A 14,028-nucleotide genomic window follows, 5' to 3' on the forward strand; every position below is an offset into this window, starting at 1 on the left:
ATTTTTCTCCAATGCTATTTCAACTTGACTTGTTGTGACTAATACTCTCATTTTAGCAGAGAATCGCCTTAATTTATACCATTTATTAAATTTGCTTTTTTCAGAATTCAAACTTGTATCAGTACTTAATGGTTATTTGGTTTTCAGCATGCCATTTAAAGAAATTTTAATTGTTTTTGCCACATTTTCAGAGATTCCCAATTTTTGCAGATCTGCAATTGGCGCCTCTGAAATATGCTTCATGGATCCAAATTTGCGCAATAACTTATTTCTGGTCTTGGGCCCAACCCCAGCAATATCATCTAATCGTGAGCTCAAGGAGTGCTTTGTATGCACTTGTCGATGGAAAGTAATTGCAAATCGGTGAACTTCATCTTGAATACGTTGAACCAAGTAAAATCCCTGACTTTTTGGATCCAAAGCTACGTGGCGATCATCTGGCCCAAATAATAGATCAGCCGTCTTATGCTTATCGTTTTTCACCATCCCAGCCACTGGGATTTGCAAGTTTAATTCGTTTACCAAAACATCTTTTACAGCATTTAATTGAATTTCGCCACCATCCATTAAAATCAGATCTGGCATTGGCTTATGCTCTTTTAATAACCTCGTATATCTGCGGCGAATGACTTCCCGTGTACTAGCTGCTTCATCAGCATGATCCACTGTAACCAGCTTATACTTACGATACATTTTCTTATCTGGCTTACCATCCGTAAAGACCACCATTGCCGAGACCAAGTCTGTTCCCTGAATATGAGAATGATCAAATGCTTCAATTCGGTGGCCAGCAGGAATTCCTAAGGCGTCTGTAATTTCTTTCATGGCGCCCACAGTTTTAGAATCGTCCAATTCCAGCAACCGAAACTTCTCTTCCAATGTAATTTGTGCGTTTTCTTTCGCAAGGTTCATCAAATCACGCTTTTGTCCTCGTTGTGGCGTGCGAACCGGAATCTGCAGGATATCACTCAGCACTTGATTATCCAGACCCTTTGGTACCAGAATTTCATTCGGTAATAAATTATTTTTTTGATTATAAAATTGTAAAATAAATGAAGTTAATTCTTCTGTTGCTGTACTTACAACGGGAAAAAGTCGTTTTTCTCGTTTCATTAATCGTGCTTGCCGGATGAAAAATACCTGGATTGACAACCACCCTTTATCAATATAAAAGTTAAATAAGTCTCGCGGTGTATTATCGTTAGAAATAATTTTCTGTTTTTCAACCGTGACTTCGATATAGTGAATTTGATCACGGATATCAGCCGCTCGTTCAAACTCCAAGTTTTTAGCCGCATCATCCATTTTTGTAACTAGCTGTTTCTTAACCGTTTTTACGTTACCATTTAGAAATGATTTAATTCGCGTAATCTGCTTATCATAGGCCTCTTTTGGCACCGTTTTAAAGCAGGCCCCGAGACACTGGCCCATATGATAGTACAAACATGGCCGATGTTGAAATCCTGTACACCGCCGTAATGGATAAACCTTTTGCAAAAAATGCAAAGTTTCTTCAGCTGCATAGACATTCGGATACGGACCAAAATAATAGGCCCCGTCCTTTTTTAAATCCCCAGAAATGATCATTTGAGGATCGCGCTCATTGGTAATTTTTATATATGGGTAACCCGTTCCTCGTTTTAACTTGATATTAAAATAAGGTTGATACTTTTGAATTAAAGTAATTTCAAGCAGAAAAGCTTCCTTATCACTAGAAGTCACAATGTAATCAAAATCAGCAATTTCTGAAACCAGTCGCGCAGTCTTTCCATCATGGGAACTCTTAAAATACGAACGCACCCGATTTTTTAAATTTTTAGCCTTCCCGACATAAATAATTTGGCTATTGATGTTTTTCATTTGATAACAACCGGGCAAATCCGGTAATAAAGCTAACTTATGTTCAATGTGTTCCGACGCCAACTGGCTTCACCTCCTAGTGTAAACAGCTTGTAACATTATACCGCCTTTCAATATTAGTCGCAACCAAAAAGCAAACGTACATTCGCTCATCTATCTGTATATTAAGATATCAAAAAAACATCCGTCAAATTTTAGATTTCACGCATGCTTTCCAAATTTATTAAGTTATTGCATCAGAATCTTAGAAAGAAAAACTTGAGCCCGCTGTGTTTTGGGATGGTCAAAGAAATCTCCAGGAGTACCCTTTTCTTGAATATACCCGCCGTCCATAAACCAAACCTGATCAGCGACGGAACGCGCAAATCCCATTTCGTGAGTCACAACGACCATCGTCATTCCGGCTTTAGCCAAGTCTTTCATAACCTTCAAAACATCCCCAACCATTTCTGGATCTAGCGCTGAAGTAGGTTCATCAAACAACATAACTTCAGGTTCCATCGCTAAGGCCCGTGCAATGGCCACACGTTGCTGCTGACCACCTGATAAGCTGCTAGGGTATTCAGACCCCTTATCGGCCAATCCGACCTGTAGCAAGAGTTCTTTCGCCTTTTTGGTCGCTTGCTCATCAGTTAATTTTTTAACTTTCATAGGTGCCAATTTAAGGTTATCTAAAACCGTCATATTTGGGAATAGATTAAAACTTTGAAAAACCATTCCCATTTTTTCGCGTAACTCGTCAAGTTGTTTTTCATTTAAAGTAGTTAAATCAGTACCCTCAAACAAAATGTGACCATCAGTGGGCTGTTCCAACAAGGTTAAACAACGAAGGAAAGTACTTTTTCCGGCCCCTGATGGACCAATTACACAAATAACTTGGCCTTTTTCAACGGTTTCAGAAATATCCTTCAAGACTTCAGTATCATGATACTTTTTCTTTAAATTTTTAATATCTAAAATGTTAGTTGGCATGTTTCATTCTCCCCTCAAAGTAAGATAGAACTTTTGAAAGACTAAAGGTAACGACAAAATAGAGTAACATCGCAACAACGATCGGCGCTACACCACGATAGGTATCGGACTGAACAATTTTCAATTGATAAATCAGATCTGTCACACCAATGATTGAAACGATTGAACTTTCCTTAATTAAGGAAATAAATTCATTACCCAGTGCGGGCCAAATATTTTTAATTGCTTGCGGCAAAACCACATAACGCATCGTATAGTTCTTTGAAAGTCCCAGACTTCGCGCTGCTTCCGTCTGGCCCTTATCAATTGAATTAATCCCTCCTCGAATAACCTCGGCCACATAAGCACCACTATTTAACGAAACCGCAATAATTCCGGAAGTTAGAGCCGGTATATTCACAACTAGGCCAATTCCAAAGTAGACAAACATGATCTGGACCATTAAAGGCGTTCCCCGAATAAATTCGATATAAGCTGTAGAAACTGCCTTAAATAATTTGTTACGACTCAATCGCATAAATGCAAGAATTGTTCCTAAAATGAAACCAAAGAATACTGAGAAAGCCGAAATTAGCAAAGTATAACCAATTCCTTTGGCAAAATATTTCCAATAATGCCACATTGAAGTATCAACTGTATTTGTTTTCATGTGACTACCAGCATCTTTTAAATACTCTTTATTAATTAGATCCTTCTTTTTAATTTTAGCAAGACTCTTGTTTACTGCTGCTGCAAGGGTGTTTGAACCTTTTTGAAATGCAATCGCAGAGCTACTTTCATCTTTACTTAAATTAAAATTACCATTAATCAAACTAAGCTGTGAGTTGTTTTTTACATAAGCTTCAGCACTTGGTTTTTCCATAACAATTCCATCAATCTTATTGGTTTGTAACGCAAGAATTAAATCCGCACCCTTATCAAAACCTTTAACCTTCACATTTGGAATCTGTTTTTTTGCCATATTATATTGCATTGTTCCGGTTTGAGCACCAACCGTTTTATTAACAAATGAATCTTTGTTTTTGTAAATTTTGTTATCTTTCTTATTAATAACAATATCTTGTCCACCTTGATAGTAGATATTAGAAAAAGTTACACTTTTACGACGAGCTGGTGTGGGATTCATCCCAGCCATAACCATATCAACTTTTCCCGTCTGTAAAGCAACAAGTAAAGAATCAAAATCCATATTTTTGATCTCAAGTTTGACGCCTAAATCTTTGGCAATTTGTTTAGCGATACTAATATCCATCCCAACATCAACACTTTTACCATTCTTAGTGGTTTGGAATTCGTATGGCGCGTAATCAGGACTAGTCCCCATTACTAAAACACCCTTTTTCTGAATCTTGGCAAGTGATTGATCATTTGAACTGGTATTAGCACCGGCTGCATGAACATTGCCAAACGGAATCATTGTAACTAGCAATCCAATAATTGCGATAATCTCAATAAATTTTTTCTTCATAACTGCAACTCCCTACATTCAATAGAATATATGAAGTATAAACGCTTTTGATTTTTTATGCAAGCTTATTTACAAATTAATTGTTTTTATTCATCTTTACCACATATATTCATCTATTAGTGTATATTAAAACGTTTTCAAAATGTTTACATTTACATTTTTAAAAATTGCGATCATCATTTCTTAGTTTCTATGATGTTTCAAAATAACTGACAGATAATATAAAATCTGGTATGATAGCCTCATGAAGAATGTAATTATTAGAAATCGGCACTAAAATTGAAGGAGTAATGATTAATGGGTTTAAAAGTAAAACAAGAAATTAATTTAGAAAAAATGTTAGATAAGTTTGTCGCCCCAGTAGAGGATAAAAAAACAGCTGACAAAAAGAACAAATTTTTAAAACGCAGCAATAACAATGAAAAACAAAAATCATCAAAAAAATGAGTGAAACGACGTCTTAGCCGTTTCACTCATTTTTTATTCGTTACTTGCAGGATAGCGTTGATTTAAAGTCTCAATATTTTCCTGTGCGATTTGCTCAAAGGGAATATCTGCCCACTCGGCAATTTGTGATAAATACCACAACACATCGCCCATCTCTTTGGTTAATTCCTCGTGGTTAAGATCCTTACCGTGAAAAGTGTAGTTCTTAACAAGATCTACAACCTGACCACTTTCACTTGCCAATCCCAATGCGCAATTTGTTAAAACTTGCTCATTTCCAAACAAGGTCCGATTAGCTTTTTTTTGATAATCATTAAATTCCATGTTCTAGTCCTCCCCAATCCGTTTCTCAATCCAATTCCAAACCTCATCCTTACCCATCTTAGTTTGAGCTGAGAATAATTGAAACTCATCAGGATCACTAATTTGAAGCGTTTTTCTGATTAAGCTCTCGCTCTTATTCCATTTACCACGCACAACTTTATCACTCTTAGTTGCAACCACTAATATGGGAATTCTGTAATAATGCAACCAATTATACATCATCACATCGTCTTCGCTAGGCGCATGACGAGCATCTACCAGTGAAATAACCCCTTTTAATTGAGGACGGCTGGTTAGATATGTTTCAATCATCGTTCCCCATTTTTCTCGTTCGGAACGAGAAACTTTCGCGTACCCATAACCAGGGACATCGACAAAATATAATTGATCTTCAACATTATAAAAGTTCAAAGTTTGCGTCTTGCCGGGCTGTGATGAAGTCCGCGCATAGCTTTTTCGATTAATTAAAACATTTGTCAGGGAAGACTTTCCTACGTTTGAGCGTCCCACTAAAGCTATTTCAGGATAACCAGTTGTAGGATATTGCGCTGGAGCTACCGCGCTCATGACAAGCTCCACATTATGAACTTCCATTTCTTGAACCACCTTTTTAATCTGATTTAATTTTAACACACAAAAGTTAAAAAAAAGATGGTTTCTATTTTCTAGAAACCATCTTTTAAATTCGAACCTAGTTTAAGAAGCTTTTTTATCTTTTAAAATTAATTCTGGTTCCACATGATCAACCACTGTTCGTTTAGTTACTGTAACTTGTTCGACATCATCACGAGATGGAATGTCAAACATAATATCACGCATAACTTCTTCAATAATGGAACGTAACCCACGTGCACCTGTGTTACGAGTAATGGCCTCTTCAGCAATTGCTCGTAAAGCTTGCGGTGTAAAGTGTAATTTGACATCATCTAATGATAATAATGTCTGATACTGCTTAACTAATGCATTTTTGGGCTCAGTCAAAATTCGAACTAAGTCATCAGTTGTAAGTTTCTCAAGGGCCGTCAAAATTGGTAATCGACCAATGAACTCGGGGATTAGACCAAAGCGTAATAAATCTTCGGGAATAACTTGTTGCATCAAACTCTTAGATTTATCAACTGTTTTTGTAGAATCAGTTCCGAACCCAATTACCTTATCACCTAAGCGACTTTTGACAATGTCTTCAATCCCATCAAACGCACCACCAACAATAAACAAAATGTTAGTTGTATCGATTTGAATAAACTCTTGTTGTGGATGCTTCCGTCCGCCTTGCGGTGGTACATTTGCAATTGTGCCTTCTAGAATTTTCAAAAGAGCCTGCTGGACTCCTTCTCCAGAAACATCACGCGTAATTGAAACATTCTCACTCTTTTTAGCAATCTTATCGATTTCATCGATGTAGATAATGCCCTTTTCAGCTTTTTCAACATCATAGTCAGCATTTTGCAAAAGTTTTAAAAGAATATTTTCAACATCTTCACCAACATAGCCGGCCTCAGTCAAAGTCGTTGCATCTGCAATGGCAAAGGGCACGTTTAGAATCCGTGCTAAGGTTTGGGCCAAAAATGTTTTTCCAGATCCAGTTGGTCCAATGATGCTAATATTACTTTTTTGTAATTCAGCATCTCCTTCGTCAGCATTTTCCATCTGGTTAATTCGTTTGTAGTGGTTATACACAGCTACCGACAAAGTTCGTTTAGCCTCTGTCTGACCAATGACATAGTCATCAAGTTTAGAGACAATTTCTGCTGGAGTTGGCACATCGGAAAACTCTTCAGCTCTCTCTCTAGAAACTTCTTCATCAATAATTTCCTTACATAAATCGATACATTCATTACAGATGTAGACACCAGGACCGGCGACAATTTTCTTTACCTGATCTTGAGTCTTTCCACAAAATGAACATGTGATCGTTCCTGTGGTATCGGTATTATCTAACAACCAACTCACCTCTCTATTATTTATACGTTTATCATACCAAAATCCACCATATTAAGCTAACAACTCGGTTTAAAAAAGAATCCATCAAATAAAACGAATGGATTCTTTCTTTAGTCAAACTTAATTTGCTTTATTTAGTTTCAGCATCGCTAGCTTTGTCTGCTTTTTTTGCAGCCTTAGCTTTGCTTTCTTCTACAGCAGAATCAGTAATAACAGAAACAGCCTTCTTAACTGCGATATCATGCTTCAACATGTCTTCAGAAAGTGCCTTTTTAATTGCACTCTCTTCCATACCATATTGAGAAGCTAAATCTTTAACTTCTGCAGCAACTTCATCTTCAGTTGGAACAATCTTTTCAGCATCAACAATGGCTTCCAAAACTAAGTTCGTTTTAACTCGGTTTTCAGCACCATCTGCTAATTGTTTCTTAAGATCGTCTTCAGATGTACCTGTAATCTTATAGTAAGTCTTAGGGTCAATTCCTTGTTGTTGCATATTTGCAAGATATTGATCAAGTTGACGTTGCACATCTTCATCCATCATTGATTGAGGGACTTCTTTAATCTCTGCATTATCAACGGCTTTTTGAATAGCTTCGTCTTCTTTAGCTTGACTAGCTGCTTCATCATTTTTAGCTTTTAATTCATCATGGGTCTTTGCTTTTAATTCTTCCAAAGAATCAACTTCTTCGTCAACATCTTTAGCAAATTCATCATCTAAATCAGGAAGCTCTTTAGTCTTGATTTCGTGGATAGTAACAGCAAAATCAGCTGCCTTACCCTGAAGATCTTTGGCATTATAATCATCTGGGAAGGTTACTTTAACGTCCACTTTTTCGTCAGATTTATGACCAACTAATTGTTCTTCAAAGCCAGGAATAAATGAATTTGAACCAAGCTCCAAGTCATAGTTATCTGCTTTGCCACCATCAAATGGTTTGCCATCAACGGAACCTTCAAAATCGATGGTAACAGTATCACCCTTTTCAGCAGGCTTGTCTTCTTTTAAAACAAGTTCAGCTTGTTGTTCACGTTTCTTTTCAATATCAGCGTCAACTTCTTTTGAAGTTACCCGATGACCTTGTTTTGCAACGGTTAAACCTTTGTAGTCACCAAGCTTAACATCAGGTTTAACGGTCACAACAGCCTTTAAGACCCATGGTTTGCCTTTTTCCATGCTATCAACATCGATTTTTGGTTGATCTACTGGTTCAATCTTTGCTTCTGCAATTGCAGCTTCATAAGCATCTGGTAAAACGATATTTAAAGCGTCCTCATATAATGCTTCTTCACCATACATTTGATTAAAAATCTGGCGTGGGACACGTCCTTTACGGAATCCAGGTACACTTAATTTTTTTCGTGTTTTTTGGAAAGCTTTATCTAAGCCTTCATGAATTTTATCAGTACTAATTTCGAAAGTTAATTTGCCATCATTAGCACCCTTTTTTTCCCATTTTGCAGTCATTATTTTCCCTCCGACAATTAAAAAGTAGTTTTACAATTACTATTGCATACGTGTACTAGTTTACCGTATACGCTGTTAATTGTAAATGATTGTTACCAATATCGCTGCTAAAAACGCAATAAAACGCCAGTTTAACCAAATTTTGGATACAAAAAAAGACTCGGAACGAATTCCAAATCTTTTTTCTGTGTTGTTTTTAAAATTAATTAGTCATCAATTTGTGAAACGACACCAGCACCAACAGTATGTCCACCTTCACGAACAGTGAACTTAGTACCTTTTTCAATAGCAACTGGTTCGATAAGTTCTACAGTAAATGTAACGTTATCGCCAGGCATTACCATTTCAACGTTTTCAGGTAATTCAATTACACCTGTAACATCAGTTGTATGGAAGTAGAATTGAGGACGATAGTTTGAGAAGAATGGCGTATGACGGCCACCTTCTTCTTTTGTTAAGATATAGACCTCAGACTTGAACTTCTTGTACGTCTGGATTGAACCAGGTGCAGCAACAACTTGTCCACGGACAACTTGATCACGGTTAACACCACGAAGTAAGACACCAACGTTATCGCCGGCCTCACCTAAATCAAGTGTCTTACGGAACATTTCAAGACCAGTAACAGTTGACTTCAATGGTTGATCATTCAAACCAACGATTTCAACTTCATCGCCAACCTTGATTTCGCCACGGTCAATACGACCAGAAGCAACAGTTCCACGACCAGTAATTGTGAAGACATCTTCAACAGGCATTAAGAAAGGCTTGTCGTTATCACGTTTTGGTGTTGGGATATATTCATCAACAACATCCATTAAGTGAAGGATAACCTTTTCTTGTTCTGGATCGCCTTGGAGAGCCTTCAAAGCTGAACCACGGATGACAGGAACATCATCACCAGGATAATCATATTCTGATAATAGTTCACGGACTTCCATTTCAACTAAGTCAATTAATTCGTCATCATCAACTAAATCAGTCTTGTTTAAGAAGACAACGATATAGTCAACACCAACTTGGTGAGCAAGTAAAATATGTTCACGAGTTTGTGGCATAGGGCCATCAGTTGCAGCAACAACTAAGATAGCACCATCCATTTGTGCAGCACCAGTGATCATGTTCTTGATGTAATCAGCATGTCCTGGGGCATCAATATGTGCGTAATGACGTTTTTCAGTCTCGTATTCAACGTGGGCAGTGTTGATTGTGATACCACGTTCACGTTCCTCTGGAGCTGCATCAATATCAGCATAATCTTCAGCCTTAGCTAAACCTTTTGCAGCTAAAACCTTTGTAATTGCTGCTGTTAAAGTAGTTTTTCCATGATCAATATGGCCAATTGTACCAATATTTACATGGGGTTTTGTTCTTTCGTAATGTTCTTTTGCCATTAATACGAACCTCCTGTATTTTTCGTAAGAATTACTCAGCCCTTGGCGTGGCTGGATTCTTTAAAAACTATTATACTACATCCTCATGAAAAGGCCAAGTCTCACCTACGAGAATCCTTAAACATTATATAAAGAACATCGATGTTTGTAAACCGATTTGGCCAAAAAAGTTTAATTATTTATATCTTTTTACTTATTTATCTCGGAATCTTCTATAAGTTGTTGTGTAAAATTATGAAATTTTGTTTGCCATTTTTCTATAGATTGCGTTGCCTTTGTAACTTGGTGTGCACGGCCGTAATACTCATCCAGCCAGTAATTCACCCAATCCAAAGGTTTCAAAAAAATCTGTTTTGCAAACGGGTAAACATAACTTAAATACAAGTCCTTTTCTTTTAAGAGTCCTGATAGCATAATCGGATCTTGATCAGCTAACTTATTTTGCAACGCATTCGTTAAATCTTGATTAACAGAATTATCAAGAATTCCTTTTAGATTACTTAAGTTAACGTCATGGTTCTGATTATCTAGCCAATAATAACTGACCGTCTTCTGTTGACCCATCAACACAACATTTTCCAAAACTGTCGCACGGATTAGCGGATGCACAAATGGATCCACAAAAATAAATTGAGCTGCTTGAAAATATTCTGCTGCAGGCAATTGTTTAGCCACTTCCAGTTCTTTATTGGCCTCTGCAATTGATAAATCCCCTAGGTGATAAAACTTTTTTAGTCTTTGATTCAAAGTTTGGCTTTGTTCACGAGTTTCGTTTTCTTTTTTCATTAAATCAGCTTCAAATTGATCCAAATCGTTAAAATGATGCTTCCGCAAAACTTCCAAAAAACGATGAGCATCTAAAAAATCTTGACACGCCAGCATTAAAGAAAAATATAATTTTCTTTTCTGGGCATTTTGCAAATAAAAATCTGCCGCATCATTGGCATATTTTAAGCCTTCCACGTAATGTTTTGTCCGAAATAAACTGAGAACAAAAAAATAATTTAACTGTGCATCAATTTGAATTTTCTCTACATTAGGCTCAATTAAATTAAGAACCGTTTGCCAGTGCTCTTCTGCAACTGCCTGTTTAATTTTTTTCATCTGATCAGATTCAGCCATTTTTTCATCTCCCTAAACGTCCGATAACCAAGAAACTGGTAATGCCATATGTCCGGCATTACCAGTTTAGTTGATCTCTTAAGCTTTTTTTTCAGGTGCTTTCTTCACTACTTTATGATGGTGCTGATTAACTTCCATGATCACTGGAAGAATAACAGGATGACGTTTAGTTTGTTCAAACAAGTAACGACTAATCTTCTCACGAATATCCTGCTTCAAATGACCCCAATCAAATTCCTTGTTATCAAGGTTATCCTGGACGACTTCCGTAACAATGCTGCTGCTTTCTTTCAATAAATCATGGTCATTATTCACATAAACAAAGCCACGTGATGTTACTTTGGGCTCGCCAATAATTATTTTCTTCTTTCGATCAATAGTTACAACTGCAATAAAGATCCCATCATCGGAAAGAGTTTTACGGTCCCGTAAGACAATATTACCGATATCACCAACACCGATTCCATCAATCATGGTGTCGCCAACTTCAATTCCTTCACCCAAGTGCATTTCATTATTTTTATACTCTAAAACATCGCCCTTTTGGGTTAAGAAAATGTGATCTTTATCCATCCCTGCTTCTTGTGCTAATTGAACATGGGTCTTCAAAAGGCGGTACTCTCCTTGAACTGGAATTAAGTACTTAGGCTTTAAAAGATTGATCATCAATTGTAAATCATTTTTGCTAGCGTGACCAGATGCATTCAGATCATCTGAAATCGCCTTTACTTCTCCACCAGCACGGTAAATCATATTCTTCGTTTTAGCTACAGTAGTTTCCATAGCATGCGATGGCGTGGTTGCAATGAATACTAAATCGCCATGTCCAATTTGAACCCCTTTACCGGGATCGTTGGACATCTTTTGAAGAGCCTTAATTGGTTCTCCCATTTTTCCAGTCTCCAAAACAACGGTCCGCTCTTTATCCAAACTATCTAATTTGTTGAACGGTACAATAATATCTTCAGTAGGTAAATGTAATTTTTTTAATCTGAGTGCCGTATTTACAATTTTTTCTAAATCATGACCGGTTAACACAACTTTTCGATCTGATTGAGCCGCAGCATCCAGAACTTGTTGAATTCGTAAAATATTAGAAGCCACAGAAGCGACAATGATCCGCCCTTTATGATATTTGAAAGCTTCTAAAATATAATTAGCAATATCACGTTCATTAGTTGAAGGTTTGGGATTTTCATCATTAGCCGATTCACTCAATAATGCTAAAACGCCATCTGCACCAATTTGACCCAAACGTCCAAAATCAGTTGCGTATTCTGGAGCAGCTGTCTGGTCAAACTTAAAGTCACCAGTATAAACGATCTGGCCTTCTTCAGTCTTCAATACAATTCCTAATGATTCAGGAATAGAATGGGTCGTCTTGAAGAACCCAACTGTTACATCGCCAAAATCGATTTCCATTTTTTCATTTACAATGTGAAAATCACTAAACTGCTTCAATTTAGGATCTTTTTCAACGTTTAATTTGGCCAGTGCAATTGTCATTTCTGAACCAAATACAGGAACTGGGAACTTATCTAAAAAGTAAGGCAAGGCGCCAATTGCGTCTGCATGCCCATGGGTAAGAAAAACACCCACAATTTTATCACTATGTTTTTCTAAATAAGAAAAATCAGGAATGACAACATCAATTCCTAAAAGCTCATTTTCTGGGTACTTTAATCCACAATCTAGAATGTAAATGGAATCATTTACTTCAACGGCATACATATTCTTGCCATTCTCACGAACCCCACTAAATGGGATTATTCTAATACTATTACTCATTATTCCACCTCAAAATTTTTTTAAATACTTTCATTAATTGTTTATCTATCAAAATACTCTGATGCATTAATGGACTATGAAATTTGTAAAATCTCATAGTCTGGTTAGAACGCTAGAGTGCCATTTTAGATGAATTTTCAGTTACAAAGTATAAATTTAATCTCTTATTTATAACTTGTTTGAACTTATAAATTCAATCTACTTAACGAAACACACGATTATTGTGTTTTTTAAAATTCATTCTGTCTCGACGTATAAACTGGTTTAAGTTTACCACATTTTATAGTGAGAGTTGCGTTCTAAGTATTTAAACATAAGGTAAATAAATGATTTTAGTCTATTTTCTTCATTTTCATATCAACAATTCCAAATTTTGGGTACAAAAAAAGTGAAAGCCGAAGCTCCCACTCTTTGTGATTAACGACGTAAGCCTAATGATTGGATTAAGTCACGATATCGTTGAATATCTTTACCGCGTAAGTATGCTAACAAGTTACGACGATGACCAATTTTCTTCATCAAACCACGTTGTGAATGAAAATCTTTTTTATGGACACTTAAATGTTCGTTAATTTCATTAATATCAGCTGTTAAAACTGCGACCTGGACCTCTGTAGAACCAGTATCACCGTCTTTACGTGCATATTTCTTAATGATTTCAGTTTTCTTTTCCTTTGAAATTGCCATTTTTTTCACCCCTTTATATATATTGCCCGAAACTGAGTAATCGTTGGTGATTCGAAAAACTAAGTATGGGTTTGTGCTTAAGCACAGTTTATATCGTACCTAATTTAAGACTAAATTACAAGTCCAAACTTAATTCAGGACCAAAAATCACCAATAAAAATTCACAGATTTAGCTATCAAGTAATATTACTTGACGATTTGTTATTGCATTAAATTGATGTCTTCTGTATAATAACACTTGTTGTAGTATTAATTTCAGATTAGTGGAGGTGAATCAAATGCCAGTTATTAAATCCGCAATGAAGCGTGTAAAGACTAACGAAAAAGCAGCTTTACGTAACCAGGGCCAAGTAAGTAATTTACGATCAGCTGTTAAGAAGTTTGAAGCAGCTGCTGTAAATGGCTCTGATAATAAACAAGATTTATACCTGTCAGCAATTAGCAAAATTGACCAAGCCAAAACAAAAGGTTTAATCAAAACTAACAAAGCTGCACGTACAAAATCACGTTTAACAAAACAACTTGCTAAATAATTTATGAAATTTATAAAAGCC

The 14,028-nt window shown here is 36.4% G+C and carries 13 protein-coding genes; 2 read left to right on the top strand and 11 right to left on the bottom strand.

Annotated features, from left to right (window positions below; all coding sequences use genetic code 11):
- Positions 1–132: 132 nt before the first annotated feature.
- From uvrC to ADU73_RS00390, 3 genes are all read right to left on the bottom strand, one after another.
- The gene (gene uvrC / locus ADU73_RS00380; protein ID WP_046872209.1) at positions 133–1,923 is read right to left on the bottom strand and encodes an excinuclease ABC subunit UvrC; all 1,791 of its coding nucleotides are present in this window, start codon (positions 1,921–1,923) and stop codon (positions 133–135) included.
- 165 nt (positions 1,924–2,088) lie between these two features.
- On the bottom strand, positions 2,089–2,832 hold the full coding sequence (locus ADU73_RS00385; protein WP_046872208.1) for an amino acid ABC transporter ATP-binding protein: 744 nt from the start codon (positions 2,830–2,832) through the stop codon (positions 2,089–2,091).
- Positions 2,822–4,300, bottom strand: a complete 1,479-nt coding sequence (locus ADU73_RS00390; protein WP_046872207.1) for an ABC transporter substrate-binding protein/permease — start codon at positions 4,298–4,300, stop codon at positions 2,822–2,824. The genes ADU73_RS00385 and ADU73_RS00390 overlap by 11 nt, the downstream gene beginning before the upstream one ends.
- 297 nt (positions 4,301–4,597) lie before the next feature.
- On the opposite strand from ADU73_RS00390, the gene ADU73_RS10550 reads away from it, so the two are divergent.
- The gene (locus tag ADU73_RS10550; RefSeq protein ID WP_167630938.1) at positions 4,598–4,747 is read left to right on the top strand and encodes an SPJ_0845 family protein; all 150 of its coding nucleotides are present in this window, start codon (positions 4,598–4,600) and stop codon (positions 4,745–4,747) included.
- A gap of 33 nt (positions 4,748–4,780) precedes the next feature.
- Here the strand turns inward: ADU73_RS10550 and ADU73_RS00395 are convergent, their stop codons facing one another.
- The 8 genes from ADU73_RS00395 to rpsO all read right to left on the bottom strand — a co-directional run bounded on the left by ADU73_RS00395 (position 4,781) and on the right by rpsO (position 13,474).
- The gene (locus ADU73_RS00395; protein WP_046872206.1) at positions 4,781–5,071 is read right to left on the bottom strand and encodes a nucleoside triphosphate pyrophosphohydrolase family protein; all 291 of its coding nucleotides are present in this window, start codon (positions 5,069–5,071) and stop codon (positions 4,781–4,783) included.
- Positions 5,072–5,074: 3 nt separating this feature from the next.
- Positions 5,075–5,665, bottom strand: coding sequence for a ribosome biogenesis GTP-binding protein YihA/YsxC (gene yihA, locus ADU73_RS00400; protein WP_046872205.1), 591 nt, complete (start codon positions 5,663–5,665; stop codon positions 5,075–5,077).
- Positions 5,666–5,767: 102 nt separating this feature from the next.
- Positions 5,768–7,015 (bottom strand): ATP-dependent Clp protease ATP-binding subunit ClpX, encoded by a 1,248-nt coding sequence (gene clpX / locus ADU73_RS00405; protein ID WP_062913064.1) that lies wholly within the window; start codon positions 7,013–7,015, stop codon positions 5,768–5,770.
- A gap of 130 nt (positions 7,016–7,145) precedes the next feature.
- Positions 7,146–8,483 (bottom strand): trigger factor, encoded by a 1,338-nt coding sequence (tig, locus tag ADU73_RS00410; RefSeq protein WP_046872203.1) that lies wholly within the window; start codon positions 8,481–8,483, stop codon positions 7,146–7,148.
- 206 nt (positions 8,484–8,689) lie between these two features.
- On the bottom strand, positions 8,690–9,877 hold the full coding sequence (gene tuf, locus ADU73_RS00415) for an elongation factor Tu (RefSeq protein ID WP_062913065.1): 1,188 nt from the start codon (positions 9,875–9,877) through the stop codon (positions 8,690–8,692).
- Between the two features lie 189 nt (positions 9,878–10,066).
- Positions 10,067–10,999 (bottom strand): hypothetical protein, encoded by a 933-nt coding sequence (locus tag ADU73_RS00420; RefSeq protein ID WP_056986485.1) that lies wholly within the window; start codon positions 10,997–10,999, stop codon positions 10,067–10,069.
- Between the two features lie 78 nt (positions 11,000–11,077).
- Positions 11,078–12,787 (bottom strand): ribonuclease J, encoded by a 1,710-nt coding sequence (locus tag ADU73_RS00425; protein WP_062913066.1) that lies wholly within the window; start codon positions 12,785–12,787, stop codon positions 11,078–11,080.
- Positions 12,788–13,204: 417 nt separating this feature from the next.
- The gene (gene rpsO / locus ADU73_RS00430) at positions 13,205–13,474 is read right to left on the bottom strand and encodes a 30S ribosomal protein S15 (RefSeq protein ID WP_046872199.1); all 270 of its coding nucleotides are present in this window, start codon (positions 13,472–13,474) and stop codon (positions 13,205–13,207) included.
- Between the two features lie 278 nt (positions 13,475–13,752).
- Here rpsO and rpsT point away from each other — a divergent pair, with 278 nt between their 5' ends.
- Entirely contained in the window at positions 13,753–14,007 is a 255-nt protein-coding gene (gene rpsT, locus ADU73_RS00435) for a 30S ribosomal protein S20 (protein WP_046872198.1), read from the top strand.
- The last annotated feature ends 21 nt before the right edge of the window (positions 14,008–14,028 follow it).

Source organism: Pediococcus damnosus, from assembly GCF_001611155.1.
GTDB classification, from domain to species: Bacteria; Bacillota; Bacilli; order Lactobacillales; family Lactobacillaceae; genus Pediococcus; species Pediococcus damnosus.

Bases quoted from the DNA above. Each gene is read 5' to 3' on its own strand.
- tuf (WP_062913065.1), bottom strand. From the start codon at position 9,877: ATGGCAAAAGAACATTACGAAAGAACAAAACCCCATGTAAATATTGGT.
- ADU73_RS00390 (WP_046872207.1), bottom strand. From the start codon at position 4,300: ATGAAGAAAAAATTTATTGAGATTATCGCAATTATTGGATTGCTAGTT.
- tig (WP_046872203.1), bottom strand. From the start codon at position 8,483: ATGACTGCAAAATGGGAAAAAAAGGGTGCTAATGATGGCAAATTAACT.
- ADU73_RS00395 (WP_046872206.1), bottom strand. From the start codon at position 5,071: ATGGAATTTAATGATTATCAAAAAAAAGCTAATCGGACCTTGTTTGGA.
- ADU73_RS00385 (WP_046872208.1), bottom strand. From the start codon at position 2,832: ATGCCAACTAACATTTTAGATATTAAAAATTTAAAGAAAAAGTATCAT.
- ADU73_RS10550 (WP_167630938.1), top strand. From the start codon at position 4,598: ATGGGTTTAAAAGTAAAACAAGAAATTAATTTAGAAAAAATGTTAGAT.
- ADU73_RS00420 (WP_056986485.1), bottom strand. From the start codon at position 10,999: ATGGCTGAATCTGATCAGATGAAAAAAATTAAACAGGCAGTTGCAGAA.
- ADU73_RS00425 (WP_062913066.1), bottom strand. From the start codon at position 12,787: ATGAGTAATAGTATTAGAATAATCCCATTTAGTGGGGTTCGTGAGAAT.
- rpsO (WP_046872199.1), bottom strand. From the start codon at position 13,474: ATGGCAATTTCAAAGGAAAAGAAAACTGAAATCATTAAGAAATATGCA.
- rpsT (WP_046872198.1), top strand. From the start codon at position 13,753: ATGCCAGTTATTAAATCCGCAATGAAGCGTGTAAAGACTAACGAAAAA.
- yihA (WP_046872205.1), bottom strand. From the start codon at position 5,665: ATGGAAGTTCATAATGTGGAGCTTGTCATGAGCGCGGTAGCTCCAGCG.